Annotated in this window: 12 protein-coding genes, 1 rRNA gene and 2 riboswitches; all 13 genes read right to left on the reverse strand. The window is 37.0% G+C overall.

From position 1 onward, the window contains the following. A 16S ribosomal RNA gene (locus QRN68_RS07325) occupies positions 1-150 on the reverse strand; the annotation flags it as partial. 428 nt (positions 151-578) lie between these two features. Further along, positions 579-1,904: an NCS2 family permease gene (locus QRN68_RS07330; protein WP_285396113.1), complete on the reverse strand. Its 1,326-nt coding sequence runs from the start codon at positions 1,902-1,904 to the stop codon at positions 579-581. A gap of 132 nt (positions 1,905-2,036) precedes the next feature. Then, positions 2,037-2,138: riboswitch (purine riboswitch) on the reverse strand. 491 nt (positions 2,139-2,629) lie between these two features. After that, a complete protein-coding gene (locus tag QRN68_RS07335; RefSeq protein WP_285396114.1) occupies positions 2,630-5,638 on the reverse strand; it encodes a SpaA isopeptide-forming pilin-related protein in 3,009 nt (1,002 codons plus the stop codon). Positions 5,639-6,294: 656 nt separating this feature from the next. After that, a complete protein-coding gene (locus QRN68_RS07340) occupies positions 6,295-6,963 on the reverse strand; it encodes an MOSC domain-containing protein (RefSeq protein WP_285396115.1) in 669 nt (222 codons plus the stop codon). A gap of 627 nt (positions 6,964-7,590) precedes the next feature. Continuing rightward, positions 7,591-9,144: a glutamine-hydrolyzing GMP synthase gene (gene guaA / locus QRN68_RS07345; RefSeq protein ID WP_285396116.1), complete on the reverse strand. Its 1,554-nt coding sequence runs from the start codon at positions 9,142-9,144 to the stop codon at positions 7,591-7,593. Positions 9,145-9,296: 152 nt separating this feature from the next. Beyond that, positions 9,297-9,398, reverse strand: a riboswitch (purine riboswitch). A gap of 36 nt (positions 9,399-9,434) precedes the next feature. Then, positions 9,435-11,618: a transglutaminase TgpA family protein gene (locus QRN68_RS07350; protein WP_285396117.1), complete on the reverse strand. Its 2,184-nt coding sequence runs from the start codon at positions 11,616-11,618 to the stop codon at positions 9,435-9,437. After that, complete coding sequence (locus QRN68_RS07355; RefSeq protein WP_285396118.1) at positions 11,615-12,796, reverse strand: DUF58 domain-containing protein; 1,182 nt, start codon at positions 12,794-12,796, stop codon at positions 11,615-11,617. Before QRN68_RS07355 ends, QRN68_RS07350 begins: the two co-directional genes overlap by 4 nt. After that, on the reverse strand, positions 12,793-13,737 hold the full coding sequence (locus tag QRN68_RS07360; RefSeq protein ID WP_285396119.1) for an AAA family ATPase: 945 nt from the start codon (positions 13,735-13,737) through the stop codon (positions 12,793-12,795). The genes QRN68_RS07355 and QRN68_RS07360 overlap by 4 nt, the downstream gene beginning before the upstream one ends. 193 nt (positions 13,738-13,930) lie before the next feature. Then, complete coding sequence (locus tag QRN68_RS07365) at positions 13,931-14,611, reverse strand: ABC transporter ATP-binding protein (protein WP_285396120.1); 681 nt, start codon at positions 14,609-14,611, stop codon at positions 13,931-13,933. Positions 14,612-14,718: 107 nt separating this feature from the next. After that, the gene (locus QRN68_RS07370; protein WP_285396121.1) at positions 14,719-15,531 is read right to left on the reverse strand and encodes an ABC transporter permease; all 813 of its coding nucleotides are present in this window, start codon (positions 15,529-15,531) and stop codon (positions 14,719-14,721) included. After that, positions 15,531-15,983 carry a nitrous oxide reductase accessory protein NosL gene (locus tag QRN68_RS07375; protein ID WP_285396122.1) on the reverse strand — a complete coding sequence of 151 codons (453 nt, stop codon included), beginning with the start codon at positions 15,981-15,983 and terminating at the stop codon, positions 15,531-15,533. Before QRN68_RS07375 ends, QRN68_RS07370 begins: the two co-directional genes overlap by 1 nt. Further along, complete coding sequence (locus tag QRN68_RS07380) at positions 15,980-17,260, reverse strand: right-handed parallel beta-helix repeat-containing protein (RefSeq protein ID WP_285396123.1); 1,281 nt, start codon at positions 17,258-17,260, stop codon at positions 15,980-15,982. Before QRN68_RS07380 ends, QRN68_RS07375 begins: the two co-directional genes overlap by 4 nt. 52 nt (positions 17,261-17,312) lie before the next feature. Then, positions 17,313-17,969, reverse strand: coding sequence for a nitrous oxide reductase accessory protein NosL (locus tag QRN68_RS07385; RefSeq protein ID WP_285396124.1), 657 nt, complete (start codon positions 17,967-17,969; stop codon positions 17,313-17,315). Positions 17,970-17,990: the final 21 nt, after the last annotated feature.

A 17,990-nucleotide genomic window follows, 5' to 3' on the forward strand; every position in this document is an offset into this window, starting at 1 on the left:
TATCCCAAACTATAAGGTAGGTTGCCCACGTGTTACTCACCCGTCCGCCGCTAACGTCAAAGGAGCAAGCTCCTTCTCTGTTCGCTCGACTTGCATGTATTAGGCACGCCGCCAGCGTTCGTCCTGAGCCAGGATCAAACTCTCCATAAAAAGAAATTTGATTAGCTCAAATTGTTTTGCTGGCATCATGTTTGATGTCCAAAATTTTGTTTCGTTCACCAACTCAAGGTTAGCTACTAAAAACTTTATTGATTACGTTTTGCTTGTTCAGTTTTCAAGGTTCATTATTCTGTCACGCTTAAGTGACTTTCTATACTTTAACATAATGTTAACTCTACGTCAACTCTTTATGTTAGTATTTTTTATGTTGTTGTTTATGTTTCGTAACAACGTGTTTAAATATATCACTAATCTTCTAGTAATACAACCGTATTTAAAAAGAAAAATAATTCCGTGAAATTGAATTCATAGAAAAATGAATCCTTTCCTATATAAATGTTTCTGTAAAAAATTATTCTTCCCAACAAAAAAAGCTGCTCACAAATATCGTCAAATCGAATTTGTGAACAGCTTCTATTTTATAAAGTTGCTAGATACAATAAGAAGATTACCGCGAAGACATACATAATCGGATTTACTTCTTTCGCTCTCCCTTTAATAATCATTGTTAATGGATAGAAAATGAAACCTACTGCAATACCAGTTGCAATTGAATATGTTAACGGCATCATAATCATTGTTAAGAATGATGGTACTGCGATTTCAAAACGATTCCAAGCAATTTGGCCTAAAGAAGAAACCATTAAAACTCCTACTATTATTAATGCTGGAGCAGTAACAGCTGGAGTAACAACTCCTAACAACGGTAAAAAGAATAGTGATAATAAAAATAAACATCCAGTTACAATTGAAGCGAAACCTGAACGGGCACCAGCTGCTACACCTGAAGAAGATTCGACATAAGATGTAATAGTAGATGTACCCAAAATTGAACCAATAATCGTTGCAATTGAATCAGAAATTAAAGCTTTACCCGCGCGTGGTAAACGATTATCTTTAACTAATCCTGCTTGGTTAGCTACCGCAATCAATGTCCCTGCATTATCAAAGAAGTCAACAAATAAGAAAGTTAAAATTACTGACAGCATTGATAATGTATAAAAGCTTGGGTCAGAGAAAGAACTGAATAGCGCTCCAAACGTTGGTGAAATGCTAGGTGGTGCTGATACAACTTTTTCAGGCAAATCAACTAGGCCTGTAAACATACCAACGATTGATGTTATTACCATTCCGTAGAATACGCCGCCTTTAATACCACGCACCATTAAAATAACTGTCACTATAATACCGAAAATCGCTAGCAATACTTGTGGTTCGTGTAAATTACCGATACCAACTAAAGTTGCATTATTTTTAACTATAATGTGTGCATTTTGCATCCCAATAAAAGCTATGAATAAACCGATACCAGCACCTACTGCTAATTTTAATTCCATAGGGATAGCATTAATTAATTTTTCACGTAAGCCTGTTAATGTTAATAATAAGAAAAATAGACCTGAAATAAATACTGCTGCTAGTGCATGCTGCCACGGACTACCATTTACTAATACTACTGTATAAGCAAAAAATGCATTAAGTCCCAAACCTGGTGCTAAAGCGAGCGGATACTTTGCCAAGATCCCCATAATAAAACAACCAATTGCTGCTGACACTGCAGTTGCAACAAACACTGCTCCATAATCCATACGTAAAGCGTCTGGTAAATCCTTTACATTCGCTAATGTCAATGTTACTGGGTTTACCACTAAAATGTAAGCCATTGCTAAGAACGTTGTAAAACCACCAAGAACTTCGCGGCGATAATTAGTTCCTAATTCATCGAACATGAAATACTTTTTCATTTTAAAGAAATCCTCCGTATGGTCGTCTTCAATATCGAAAACAAAAAAGACACGCTGACTACTCTACTAGTCGCATGTCTACGATACATTTCATCACCGTTTTTGTGTGAAATTGATTAGTTTCTATACATTGATATATATAACTAAAATCGTAGTCAAGTTATTTACGGTAACTTGGTAGAAACTCACGGGCCTTATCCCCGACATTATACGACGACTTATTTAATTTACAATCGTAATATATCATTTCATTTTTCAGATTTCAACCCTATTTCCGAACATTTTTCATAAATAAAATACGAAAGTTCGTGTAAAATACTTATTTAATGTTCATGTTCTCTAAAATTAACGTTTATTTTTATATTAATCTTGAAAATCAAATATTCTTTGTGCACATTCAAACGGCAAACCGTCTGCAAAACTACCTCACTGCTCATCAATAAATTCAGAACCATTAATTGCATGCTCCATCAATACAGACGCTTTAAAGTACGCTGTTAAAACGATCGTACTTACAGCTATATTTCAAACATCTTTTAATATGATAGCTCTATCAGTACAGAACGACTTCGCAGACTATACAACCTATATATTATCGAATACCGTCAACTCAACCACTAAATGGACGGTGTAGGAATATAGATTACATAACTGCTCAAAACCTTAAAAAGCGCGAAAATCAATTTTAGAAACGTTGATTTTCGCGCTTTTCTGATGTGACTTTTTTAAATTTCTTTTCTGCGTCGTAATAACAAACCTGCTAAAGCTACTAAGACTAAACCAATTACTTGATATAAAGTTGCGTTACTTTCCCCTGTTTGAGGTAAGCGTTCATTTGAAGTTTGTTGCTTCTCTTTGTCAGCTTTTACATTTTGAACATCTTTGTTGATTTGCTTTTCTACTACATTACCCGCATTTTTTAGATCATATGTTTTTTCAATCGGTTTCACCAGTTGTTCTTCTTGTTTCTCTGGAATTTTTTGATCCTCTACATTACCTGTATCCTCGGAGTCTTTCGTTCCATTCTGTTCCACCGGTTGTTCTGGCTTTGGTTCCTCTACTACATTACCCTCATATTTAGGGTCATATGTTTTTTCAATTGGTTCTATCGGTTTTTCACTTGGTTCTACCGGTTTTTCTGGTGTTACCGGTTTTTCACTTGGTCCCACCGGTTTTTCTGGTGTTGTCGGTTTTTCACTTGGCCCCACCGGCTTTTCTGGTGTTGTCGGTTTTTCACTTGGCTCCACCGGTTTTTCTGGTGTTGTCGGTTTTTCACTTGGTTCAACTTGATTAAATGCTTTTAACTGAATAACAGATTCTTTGTCTACCAAACTAACTTCAAATTCGATTGGTTTGGCATCAAGTTGGTAACCTTTTGGTGCTTTTGTTTCCACAAACGCATATTTACCTGGACTTAGGTTATCTACTTTAATTTGACCGTCTTTATCTGTTACTAATTTTAATACAATTACTTCGCCCTTTTGATTAACGAGTTTGAATTCTGCACCAGGTAATACTGGACCTTGTTCATTTTTACTATGTTTTGTCAACACTACAGTTGTCTTGTTATAGGAATTTTCTACCGTTACTTGAACATCTTCTTTATCGTGCTCAATTGTAAACTCAGTTTTTTCATGTAAAGGTTTATATCCATATAATGCTTTTGTTTCCACAAACGCATATTTACCTGGACTTAGGTTATCTACTTTAATTTGACCATTTTTATTAGTTACTAATTTTTCTTTAATTACTTTGCCTTGATCGTCAATTAACGCAAATTCAACGCCTTCTAATTTTTCTTTCGTATCAGCATTTATTTTCGTTAAAACAATTGATCCTTTAGGGATTTTTGTATTTACAATATCATAACCTTCAACTTTAGACTCATATCCCTCTACTGGTTGCTCTTTCACAGCATATTTGATTTCTTTACCGCCTGCTGTGTATTGATCTAAGTTACCGAAGTTATATTTCCAACCGTTTTCTGCTGTTACTGTTTTTGTAGCAATAACCTCATCGTCTTTTAGTAAATCTACTTTGATGTCTGAAGGGCGATCTTGTTCACTATCGTTTTCCCAAGTTTTTGTTCCCTCAATTGAGAATTTTTTTAAACTGTTACCAATTGCTACTTCTACACCTTTTGTAGCGCCAGCTTCTATTGTAAATGGAAATTCCTCATTTTCATCAAACGTTACATATTTAGGAGCTGATACTTCTTTTATATAGTAATCACCAGCTTTTAAGTTTGGTACTTTTACAATTCCTTTGTCATTGGTTGTATATTGATCGCCAATTTGTTGACCATCTTTTGAGAAAACTTTGAATTGAACACCTGGAATGACTTGCTCTTTATTACCTTCTATATGTTTTAGTATTCTTAATGTACCTTTGTCTGGCAAATCTCCCTCAGCCCAGCCATTAGAAAAAACATTTTTTACTTCAACCATGTTTTTCTCAGATACTGGCTCTTGGCCGTTGACTGTGTAAGTCAAATCATATGCATTCTTCAGATATTTTTCATTTACCCCTTCAGCTGTAATAGTTGTTTTATAACTTACAGTGAATGATGTTGAGCTTGCATGTTCTTGTTTAATCACTACTTCAAATGAATTATCATCTTCAAAATGCACATGTCCATACCCATTGCTTTCAAACTCTGCAGGTGTGAAATAGCGATCACCTAAATTGCCATTTGTGCTGATATAAAAGCTATCTCGCTGTATTTTTTGACCACCTTGCGATTGATCGTGTAAAACGATATCACTTTCAAGGCTTTCTCTCTTTAAGTTGAAGTTTAGGAACCAGCGAACTTCATCTGATTTATCTGGCTGAATATCTCCTGCTTTATAGAAGAAGACTCCTGGAGAAGAACCACCACTTGGATGCGTAATTGTTACAGCTTGCTTACTTAAATCTGTTCCAAAGTCCGTATTAATCGTTTTCGATTTTCCATATTCTACATTTGTTGCTTGAATAGTAAATTCAAAGTAACCTCTAATGTTTTCACGTGACTCTACTTTGTCATTGAACGTACATACGACTTGTCCACCAGTCACATTACACGAACCGTAATCTTCTAGTTCAATAGTCGAATTGAACCCTCTTAATTCTGATGGCAATGTCATCGTAAGTGTATCGCCTGTTTTTAATTTGACATCAGACTTTTCACTAAATTTTACAAGAATTCCTGTTTGTTCACCGTATGATAAATCTGTTTTTTTAATTTCGGCACTATCAAGCAATCCTGCATGACTTAGTTCTCGTGCTTTATCTACAACAGAAACATTCGGTTCGGTTGGTTCTGGTGAAACACCTTCTTCAGTTGGTACTGGTTTTGCCGAGTTACCATTTTCTTCAGTTGGTGCTGGTTTTGTTGAGTTACTATCCTCTTTAATTGGTTCGGATTTTGTTGAGTTACTATTTTCCCCGACAGTTTTAGATTCTTCTGTAGGGGTACTTGGTTTTTCTGTAGGAGCATTTGGTTCTCCTGATTGTTCAGGTAAATCAACGCTCTTTTCTTCTCCTACTGCCCCATCATTTACACCAGCGCTTTCATTAGCTTCTGGTCCGTTTTCTACTACAGATGGTTCTTCTGAACTTTTTGCTTCAGTTGTTCCAAGTGTTTCATGTGCTCCATTATTTTGGTCCACTTCACTCGCAAACACTGAAATTGGTGATAGTACTGTTTGAAATACGAGCAGCAATAAGAGTACTGCTATGTTTATTTTTTTCATGTTTCTCTCCTTTTCTAAGCCTAGAGAGATACCTGTTAGTGTTTACTGACGATTTATATCCTTTCTTAATGTCAGAAAGATATGTCACAAACAATAGGTTGATCCCTCTTTCCTTTAAATCACTTGTTTCCATAAATGAATACATTCTAATAAGTACTCCACAGTATAGGTAATCACGACGACTTATGAATTGTGGTGTACAGTTTTTCATGTATCAGTCCTACTTTTGTTATGTCTTTTATAATAGAACTCACCACCTTTTAGGTTTATGGACTTATTATATATTCAGACACTAAACAAATTCTAAACAATTAAGGACTTTTAGTTCATTCAATTCAGACAAATTCTATATTTTTTCCATTTCATTTATCTTTATACAACAACAAAAAAACAGTAAATATCACTCAAACAGAGTGCCTTTACCGTTTTTCACCATAGGTCTATTCACTTCACTTACGTAATATACTTATTTTTATGCATAGAAAATTTTTATTTATAACTCAACTTTCACAAAGTACTAAGTGAATGCATTTAACAATTTACCCCTTTTATCTATCTGTATTGAAACTCATACGAAAAAATCCGCTAGAATCCATTCGAATTCTAGCAGATTATAATACAGCGATTACAGGAGAGCTCTCTTGATCGGCATATGTTTAATTCATTACTTTACTTTGCAAGAGCTGAATTCTTTTTTCTAATTTTTGTTTCCAATCTTCTGCTAATGCATCAACTGCTTGTATACGTTTCATCGCAAGTGCGTCTTTGTTTTTAAAATACACTTCATTGCAGTGCAAGACAGAAACACGCGCAGGGTCCTTTTCCACTAATTCAATTTTTGAATCTGCACAGATTTTCCCTTCTTCCAGTACACGCGCAAGGAAGCCCGTATAGCCTGTTTCAATTAAACGTTTGAGTAATATGTTCACCTCAGTATATTTATCAATCGTACTACATGGTACACGTCCTTGGGTAATTTGGATGACAGCATCACCTATTTTATAAATATCGCCAATACAAATATCAGCTTCCAACATATTCGTTACTGTTAAGTTTTCACCGAATGCCGCTGTCGGCAACGGTTTACCAATTTCCTGTTCCCATTGTATATAATGCTCCGCAGGATATAAACAAACGGCACGGTCAGGACCACCATGATGTTTTTTATCTGCTACATCGTCCCCCTCAAATCCACGAGCAGACAAATAAACTTCTTGTATTTTTCGTTTTTCAATCCCTGTAATCATTGAACGCCCATTACTATAATGCAATTCTTTCGGCATACCAACAGCAAGTGTATGAATCATCGCTATATTTTTTCCCATTTCAATCCCCCTAATCTAAACTAAACAACTACATAGAGCTATTTATATTCATTAGTTTACTATACCTAAAGCTTAGCAAGTATTATCCTTAAAAAAAGAGTTTCAAGAGCACAATAAGTAACATTATTAATAAAGTATCTAGTATATCTTTTTAATAGTTTTAAATCTAAAAAAGATATACTGTAATCAGCATAGTAGGATATAGGGCTCTTCACCATAACGTGTGGTTGATTTCTTTGCTAGAAAGAGCTTGTTTTTCGATAAAAGCCCAAATAGTTTCGATAAAATGAGATTTTGTTTCGATAAAAGCTCAAATAGTTTCGATAATGAGCGATTTTGTTTCGATAAATCCAGGTCTTCGTTCCTCTACATGCTCGCCGCAGGGTCTCATCTGTGACGCTGATCCCCAAGGAGTCGCCCAGTCGGAACGAAAATCAACTAATATACAGCGCGTATATTTTAAAAAATGTCATCCACAACTTTTGGTGATGAGCCAGATAAAGATATACTAACCAAATATTTCTTTTATTTAGATTTATGGTATCAGATCTTGTATCACAAAACAAAAAAGCTTGGTAGAAACCTTATTAGATAAGGCTCTCCAAGCTTTTTCTAGCTGTTATTTAATTATTCCCACTCAATAGTTGCAGGTGGCTTAGATGTAATATCATACAGCACGCGGTTCACGTGTTTTACTTCGTTTACTAGGCGAACAGAGATTTTCTCTAATACATCCCAAGGAATGCGTGCCCAGTCAGAAGTCATACCGTCGATAGATGTTACCGCACGGATACCGATTGCGTAGTCATACGTACGAGCATCGCCCATTACGCCAACTGAACGGATGTCCGGTAATACCGTGAAGTATTGCCAGATGTCACGATCAAGACCAGCTTTGGCGATTTCTTCACGTAGGATGAAATCAGATTCGCGTACGATTTCTAGTTTTTCTTCTGTTACTTCACCAAGTACACGGATACCTAGACCAGGACCTGGGAATGGTTGACGCCAAACGATTTTTTCATCAAGACCAAGCTCTAGCCCTAATGCGCGCACTTCATCTTTAAATAATGTGTTAAGTGGCTCAATTAATTTGAATTGCATGTCTTCTGGAAGACCACCAACGTTATGGTGTGATTTAATAGTTTGGGCAGTTGCTGTACCAGATTCAATGATATCTGTATAAAGTGTACCTTGTGCTAAGAAGTCCATTCCTTCAAGTTTAGACGCTTCTTCATCGAATACGTAAATAAATTCGTTACCGATAATTTTACGTTTTTTCTCTGGGTCAGAAACGCCAGCAAGCTTATCCATGAAACGTTGACGTGCATCAATTTTAATAAGATTCATGTCAAAGTCTTCAGTGAATGTTTTCATTACTTGTTCAACTTCACCTTTACGGTTTAAGTTGTGGTCTACGAACATACAAGTAAGCTGATCACCAATTGCTTTATGAATTAATACGGCTACTACAGAAGAGTCTACACCGCCAGAAAGTGCACATAATACTTTTTTGTCACCTACTATTTCGCGGATTTTCGCGATTTCAAGCTCAATGAAGTTTGCCATTGACCAGTCGCCTTTTGCTTCACAAACATCGAACACGAATTGACGTAATAAATCATTACCGTATACAGAGTGACGTACTTCTGGGTGGAATTGTACTGCATAAAGTTTACGTTCTACATTTGCCATTGCAGCGATTGGGCAAGCAGCACTTGTTGCGATTACCTCAAAGCCAGCAGGCACTTCTGTTACATGGTCACCGTGGCTCATCCATACGATTTGTTCTGTTGGTAACTCACCGAATAGTTTGTTTGAAGCTGTTACTTGGATCTCAGCTTTACCATATTCGCGTGTTTCAGCACCTTCTACTTTACCGCCTTGTGTATGTGCCATTAATTGCATACCGTAGCAAATACCTAGGATTGGTAAGCCTAATTCGAAAATAGCCGGGTCTACATGGAAGGCATTTGCATCATATACAGAGTTTGGACCACCTGAAAAGATAATACCTGCTGCGTTCATATCTTTAATTTCTTCTGCCGTAATCGTATGTGGATGTAACTCACTGAATACACCAAATTCACGGATACGACGCGTAATTAATTGGTTAAATTGGCTACCGAAGTCAAGAACGACGATTTTTTCTTGCTCTTTTAATAAAGGGCTAGCTGACAATATTTCCACCTCTTCTACTATTTTTAAAGGAACTTTTCATATGTTCAAAGAAAAACGCGTATGAAAGTAAAGACTTCCTACGCGTTCATAAGCTCTAAATTTACAAAGGCGAATGCGTAGCAAAGACAAGTATTTTACTAACCTTCTCACCTATCCAAAACATTCACCTTCATAGAGAAATCATTTATGGTGATTTCGTAGAAACATCCGAACCTTATTATCGAACTTATATGAAAGCAATCCTAATCATATATAATTTTTTTTCATTTTACTCTTTGTACCCATCAAAATCAACTGATAGTGCGATTGATTAAATATTCCCAACTTTCTTTCAGTTTTATAAAATCAACCTCTTGTTTATCCTTGCCATAAATATGTTGTTCATATACAGCGGTCAGTTTTTGCATCTGCTCTGTCTCTAACGATGCATCAACTCGTTCAGCAAATGCTCGCAATGTCTCGCCTTCTTTTCGGCGTAATCCAATACGAGATAGTTGCTTCGTTAACGCATGATAAGAAGCATCAAAGTTTGTCCAGTTCGCTTCTTTTTTACGATATGCACGTACTTGCATTTTAGGTATCCACGTTTTACGTTGCATAAACAGAGTAATCCCAGCGATGATCATCAAAATGCCTAGAGCAATCCATACATAAGTAAGTTTTTTAAACCATGTCCATACTGCATCTAAGCTAAGTGTTGTTTGGCTAGATGTTTCTTTCTTTGGTTCTTGCTCTTTCTTCTCTGGTAGCTCTTGTTTTTTTTCTGGCTGCAATTCTTGCTCTTGCTGTGGAGTGTCTTGCTTTATATCATAATCAATATTAATATTTCTCGAAAAGCCAATCGTTGGTTCAAACTCCATCCAGCCTGTTCCAGGTACGTATGCTTCCACCCACGAATGTGCATTATCATTCGTAATTCGATATTCACGTAAACCATCTGACATCGGACCAGGTTCACCAGGTGCAAAGCCTTTTACCCAGCGTGCGGGTATCCCCGCGGAACGTAGGAGCACTACCATTGCTGTTGAGAAATTATCACAGTAACCCACTTTAGTATCAAATAAAAACTGGTCAACATAATCTTGATCCTCAGCAGGGATTGCTACATCTGTTTTATCGTATCTAAAGCCATGCGTTGAAAAATATCTCTCAACTGCTTTTATTTGATCATATACCGAAGCCTTATCTTGTGTGATTTCTTTCGCTAAATCCCCTACACGTTGTGGAAGTGTATTTGGCAACTGTAAAAAACGATCAAAGGACGAATCTAATGTTCCTAGCATGGATGGTTTTGACGTTTGGAGCTGCTCCATGCTATATACTGGCTCACTATAATCTATCGTATAGTTAGACAATGATTTTGACTCGCCATTTTGTTGTTCTATTGCTATTTTTTCAGTACGTCCATCCTGAATAAACAGAGGTGAATCTTGAGCAGAAACAGATATCATGCCATACGTTTGAATTAAAAATGGCATTGGAGTAGCAATGTCCATCTGAATCTGGCGTTCATTTTCAGGAGTTCCAACTTGTAACGAAGTTAGGATAGGGTTATTGTTCTGATAAACATTTTTTCCAAAGTTCCCCTCTGAAAGAATCCAGCCCTTCGATGTATAAGTATCCTTTGTATCTATCCGCCAATAATGACGATCACGGGAAGTTGCTGTGAAAACTAGTGTATTATCACCTTGAAACGGCCCCCCTAATCGGCTATCATCCTCGCTGTAACCAACTGTTTTTTTACCTGTTCCTGAGTCCCCTTGCCCTGCAACCCCTTGAATAAAAGGCACTGGATCAGCCCAAGTCGGTCCTGCCTTAGGTAAAAAGAATGCCACTGTACTAACAAGCATTACCGAAACAATCATCGGTATAACAAGTTTCCACTTTCCTATACTGCTTGGTGCATCTGTTTGAAGCCATAAGCGCTTGACAAAAAGAAAGCCAGTCATCATTAATCCAAGCACAATAACTTTAACAATGGCCACTTTTCCATCATAGTCACTAAATGTATCTAGTGTGGCAATAAAGAATACCGTTAACACAAAGAAATAGAATATATTTTTCCGCACAGTTATCCAGTGGTGAATTAGATATATTAACATCCAAATAAGCACAAGGAATAGCGTAGTCCTAAACGCATCTGATACTTGTCCAAAATCGCCCGAAAGAATGGTTGTCATATTCCATTTCCATTCATTTATTAAAAAAGGTAATGTCTGTCCAGATATCAATGGATTTTCACTATAAGTAAACACTATAAACCAAGTAATATAGCCAAATTTCACTAATCCCGAAAGTAATGGATGTACTTGAAATAAGCTAAGTACTAGTGATAAACCAATAAACACTAAAAATAAATGTAAAAATCCTGTATTTGTTAGCTCCATTACAGGAATAAGCCATTCACGTAAAATTAGAAAAATAATTACGTATGCTATTGCTAGTTCTATAAAATTTCCTAGTGATTTTTTCACGGCTTCATCACCTCCGTGAACAAATGATAAAAATCTGTTGGATCTACATGCACAAGTTGAATTTGCTTATAACGCTTTGCTAACTCTGTTTGCATAGGTGGCTCCTTCGCTACTACAAAACAAATACAGTTTTTCACCATATTAGCAAGATTATGAAGTAATTCATCTGATACTTCACTCGTAACATACAGTAACGTTGCAACATGCTTAAAGACTTGCTGATCTCGTAATTGGAATTTGACAGTTTCCGCAGGTTTTAAAGCAGCTAAATGATACATTACTTGATCTAGCTGCTTATTACCTTGAATAATTGGAAACACCTTCGTGTTGGTACCAGCTAAAACAAATGAAATATCTCCTCGTTCTTCGACAATTGTTTGTAACATCGATGCCACAAGCTCAATTTTTTCTTCAAATAACGGAGACTTTTCGGCATGGAGTACCAACAATAACTCTTGTGATTGACGATCTTCAAATTCCTTAGATTGCAATGTTTGTGTTTTCGCAAATGATTTCCAGTGAATCCACGAAAAACGGTCACCTGGAACGTATTCACGTAAGCCAACAGCCATTGATGTATCCTTAACAATCGAATAAGGTGACATCATTGTACCAACATCAAATTTGGTTTGAAGTGCGGCATACCTCATTTCTCGTACTCTCGGATAAATTAAAATGACTTGTTCCTTTTCTGCCGCAACTTTCTTTTTTGCCCAGCCAAAAAAATCACAGAAAACAATATTAACACCTAAGTAACGATGCTCGCCACGGGGCATATTTTCCAGTACATAATTCCAACTAAATTTTTTCCTGAAGCCTACAAACTTAATAGCATTCGTTCCTTGCACCTTCGATTGAACAAGGGCTTCACTGTTCACAAGTTCCTCCATCATCATATAAGCAAACGGAAAACGTGTTTTTCGTTCTACCGAAATTGTAACCTTAGCAGATTGCCCACTTTCAATATGAGAGGGCTCAATTTTGCGTTCCACAAGGAGAATATCTTCTTTTACTAGTAAGAAAACAAATGCATATAACAAAAATGGACTAACCGTAAAAAATACGAACCAGCTGACAAATCCACCTTGGAACATGGCATAACAAAACGTTACGATCATTAACAAAGATACTAATAAGAAATGTTTACTTTTCTCTATAAAAGTTTGCCATTTCTTCATTGCTCAGCAAACCTCTTCGTTGGCACAGGTGTCTTCGCAATAATACGCTCAATAATTTCCTCTGCCGCCACGTTATCATAACGGGCATCTGGTTTTAATACTAAACGATGACTAAAGACAAACGGCACTAAATATTGGACATCGTCAGGAATAACATAACTACGCCCTTTTATAAATGCATAAGCTTGTGAGGCTTTCATTAAGGCAATTGTTGCCCGAGGGCTCACTCCTAAATGCACATAACTATCTTCCCTTGTTTGAGTCGCTAGCTCGACCATATAGTTTTTAACAGATCCTTCAACATGTACACCTTGTACAAGTTCCTGTAATTCAATTAATTGTGCAACGGTTAGCACAGCTTCAATTTTTTCAATCGGCTTACCATGTTCAGCACGACGTAGAATCTCCACTTCTTGCCCTCGTGTAGGATAGCCCATCTTTATTTTTAGCAAGAAACGATCAAGCTGTGCTTCTGGTAACGGATATGTGCCTTCATGCTCAATTGGATTTTGAGTGGCCATAACGAAAAACGGCTGGTTAATTGTTAACGTTTTACCATCAATAGTGACAGATGCTTCCTCCATTCCTTCGAGTAAAGCAGACTGTGTTTTCGGAGATGTACGGTTAATTTCATCTGCTAAAATGACATCTCCCATAATCGGACCAGGTCGAAACTCGAATTCCAACGTTTTCGGATTATAAATGGATACCCCCAAAACATCTGACGGCAATAAATCAGGTGTAAATTGAATCCTTTTAAACTGTGCATCAAAGGATTTTGCCAGTGCTCGTACCATCATCGTTTTACCGACACCAGGTACGTCCTCAAGCAAGACATGTCCCCTTGCCAGCAAGGCTACTATGCTAAGCTCCGCAACCTCTCTTTTGCCTATCATTACTTTTTCTATATTTTCTAATACATCTTGTATGTGTGAACTCATAATTCAAAAAACCTCCTATTTCATCCAACAATTGTTTGAATTGCATGATAACTTTCTTAAGCATAACGAAATATGTTTTGTAACACAATTATATAATAGTGGTAATAAAACCTTAGAATGAGAAAGAAGGCTTGTTTGAATTCTCGTTCAAACAAGCCTATCTCCTAGTATAACGTCATTACCTATCAAAATGTTACAAATTTAATTTTTTTAACCATAAATTCTCTAAAGAAGATGAATCTTCTTGTAAAAGTATTTCCTTTAAATTACCAGAAATAAGTATTTTTCCTTCATGTAAAACTAACACGTCGTCTGCTATTTCCTCCGCAAAAGCAAGTAAATGCGTGGAAAATATTACGGTACTGCCCCTCTCTTTTTCCTCTAGCATCATTTTTTTCAGCTCTGCTATCCAAAACGGATCAAGGCCATTTGTCGGCTCATCTAAAATAAGCAGCGAGCCATCGCCAAGTAAGCTTTGGGCGAGATTAAGCCGTTGACGCATGCCCTTTGAGAAATGCTTCACTCTTTGCTTTCGAACATCCCATAAAGCAACGCGTCTTAGTACATCTTCTTGTTGTTCTTTATCAATTTTCTTCAAAGAGGCAAGAAGCTGCAAAATTTCTACTGCTGTTAACATGGACGGAAAATCCACATCATCAGGCATGTATCGAATAGCTTGTGGTTTATGCCATATTATCTCTCCTGATTTTTGCTTTTCTTGGCCAGTTAACAGGCGAATTAAAGTACTCTTTCCAGCACCATTTCCTCCTACAAGCGCTAAAATACGCCCCGCCTGTAAAGAAAAGGAGGCTTCTTGAAGACCTCTATTATTGTCATAGATATTCGATAATTCCTTTGCTTCTAATAGCATCATCTTCTATCTCCTTTCTATCAATTATGCCTCGGCATAATTGCGTCCAGAATCGACTTTGTGCTTGCACAAAGAACTCCTTTCCGATTCTGTGACATCCGCCGGAGGCTTTATCTTCTTTCATTGAAAGAAGATAAACGGACTCTAGCATAAGCTAATGGACATACTATCCAAAGCAATGTCACCGCCACGTACACTGCGTAACCTAATGGTGATGAATAAAACTGCGTTATATTATAAAATGCTGGTCCAAGCACGCTAGCCTGATCCGTAAAAATGAAATAGCCAAAGCGTAGCCATTCTACAGGATTAATGTGTATCGCTATAATTGTCAGCTTTTGCAGAACATGCCCCGCCACGACAGTTCCAATAGCCATTAAAGCGTAAGAAATAAGCAACAAAAAGATTGACCAAAAAACAAGTGATAACGACAGTGCAAATAATCTTGTTTTCGCAAATGCCCCAACCGCAATGGCCAATGACACAAAAATGAATATACATAGCAATGTTAGGATAATGAAAATAAACGGTAGACGTACTCCACCTAAAAATCCACCAAGCGCTAGTATAGCCCCAAACGCTACTACAACGACCAATAAAAAGGCAAGCACGGATGCCATATACTTTCCTAAAATATATTGTTTACGTGTCATCGGATATGTCTTTAATAAAGAATACCAACCTGATTCCACGTCACCAGCTACACTCATACTTCCGATAGTTAATATAAAAAGCGGTAATAAAAACAGCAATACATTTAAAAACGAGGCTGTTTGCCGCGTAAAGCCCTCTACATCTGGCAGTGCCATTTGCTGAATCACAATGATAGCTGTAAAAACGAATGTGAAAAGTATACCGACCAGTTGCATCCAACGACTTCTGAGCATTTGCTTCAATTCTAGTTTGATAAGCATACTATACATTACTCATGGATCCCCCATTTAAAATCATCTAAATCCGTATAAGTAAGTAGCTGCCCATCACCCTCTTTAGACATCCACTCCTGTGCCGCTTCCTTCGTATCGAATGCAACTACCCCATAATTCATCGGTGTCCAATAATCCTTGTTGTACACATACACAGCTTCAAAAACGTCAATCCATTCATCTTTTGCTGCGTCTTTTATATAGGCAGCTCCAATCTCATCTTCTCCATTTGCTTCTATATATTCCATAAGACAGCCAATGTCGTCGAAAATTTCATAATCACCATTCTTCAGCGCAATCTGACCAGCATACGCATTGTGAACTATACTCATATTACAAATTTTGCAAACATCGGTTTCACTAACTATTTCACGAGGCTCATATGTTTTTTCACTACACCCCACCAACACACCACAACATAGCATTACAATCATGATCCATTTCTTCATTCTGTTATTCCTCTTTTCCATAGCCATAAACTACTTAATGTCAAGAATAAACCTACTAGCATTTGCACCACATTCATCTTATTCTTTTCTTCAGTATCCTTCATCGCCAATCTCGGAGTATTATCAACTAGCATATTCTTTTCAGTTTTGTTGATTTGCCGATCAAGAGATGTCAGTAAAATGACACTCGGAGATTCTACGAAATATTGGTAAACAGGCTGACGTACCATCCATTGACCAAAGCTTGACACAGCCACGTACGGGACATCGCCGAAACCATTGTCTTCTAAATCAATTCCCGAATAATCATCGTAATAGTTGCCTACTAGTTTAAAGCCTTGCTTATCGGAGCGCGCCGTTAAAATATTACCTGTAAAGCTATTATTACTAGCCGTGGTGTCTTCACTTACCTTTGTACCCTCAAGTGCTGTTTGGTTCATCTGAAAATCATTTGTTTCAACTTGAACATTCGAACTTTTCTGTAGTGCTACACCAGTTCTATTATTTTTGATGGTGTTAAACTTAATTTCCGCTTGCTGTACATCATATAGCAGCATTCCGTAGCCATTAAAATCAACATGATTCGCTACTGTATTACTTTCAAGGAGAATGTCTTTTGTCATCATAATCATAAGACCTGTGACATTATGAAGATATGTATTAAAAAGTGCTTCAGCATCACTCGTATACATAAAATGCGTACCGTAACGACTGTTCGTAACCTTATTTCGTTGAACTACGATACGCTTTACATCCTCTACATAAATTCCGTCCTGTACTTGCTCAATGGTATTGTCCTCGATAATGATGTCCTCACTCTTAAAAACAGCTATCCCATTACCTTTTTGTGAATAATGCCCCTCATTACCAGTCACATTAACTTCATGTATACGTACATTTTTAGAACTTTGTACATGAACACCGGTATGAACGTCTTCAATTTGTAATTTACGTAGCTCAAGTCCATCTACATTACTAGCGACAATAGCTTTGTTTTTACCTGATAAAGTTATATTTTCTACAGTTATATTGGCAGTATTTTCAATTCGAAGTGCCGGCTCGTTTCCTTCAGCAATAAGTTCAGTTCCCTCTTCACCTTGTAACATTATCGGTTTTGTCACGATGAAGTTGCCATGGTAACGACCAACAGGAATATGTACGACCTCTCCTGGTTTGGCTGCATCAATTGCATTCTGTACATCGAAATCTGCATACACTGTCTGGCTGACAAATAGATAAAACAATAAGGCAAACCCTATTTTTTTCACCAATCCCATACCTCCCAGTTCAGCACGAAAAGACTAGAGGAATTCCCCCTAGTCCATCCGATTAATGCCCTTGACCATCATGACTCTTCTCTTTCTCTTCCATATGCATAGAGTCAGATTCACCTTTGGCTTCTTTTTCAGCTTTTTCTTTCATTTTCTTTTTACGACGCTCTAATGCATCGTCTTTAATTTTTTGTAATTCTTCTACATGTGCAGTTGGATTGTCAGCGATAAATTTGTCTGCCTCAGCTTTATCGTTGAAATAAACATATCCCCAATTCATCGGAGATTTTAGGTCTGTTTTGACGATCGTTGCATCATCAACCTTTACCCAATCTTTTGTATTAAAATCACGGACAAATTTTTCGTTCTTTTCATTATTTGCAACTTCGGCATTTACTAAACAGCCAATGTCGTCATAAAAGGCAATTGTTCCATCCTCTTTAATTGCTTGAGTAGAGAATTCACCCATCTCTTCGTCCTTCATATACACTTTCATATTACACATTTCACACATTGTATCTTCTTTCGGCTCTTGTAAACGTGAATCAGCTACAGCAGTTTCTTTTTTAGTTTCTTTTTCAGTTTTATCCTTCGCTTCTGCTTCATTCGCTGCAACCTCTTGCTTAGTTTCTTCTTCCTTAACTTTCTCTTTTTCTGTACCACATGCACCGAGTAAAAGTACTACCGCTAGCGCAGGTAACCATAATTTTTTCACAACTACTTCCCCCAATTTCTT

Source organism: Lysinibacillus sp. fls2-241-R2A-57, assembly GCF_030209535.1.
Taxonomy (GTDB): Bacteria; Bacillota; Bacilli; order Bacillales_A; family Planococcaceae; genus Lysinibacillus.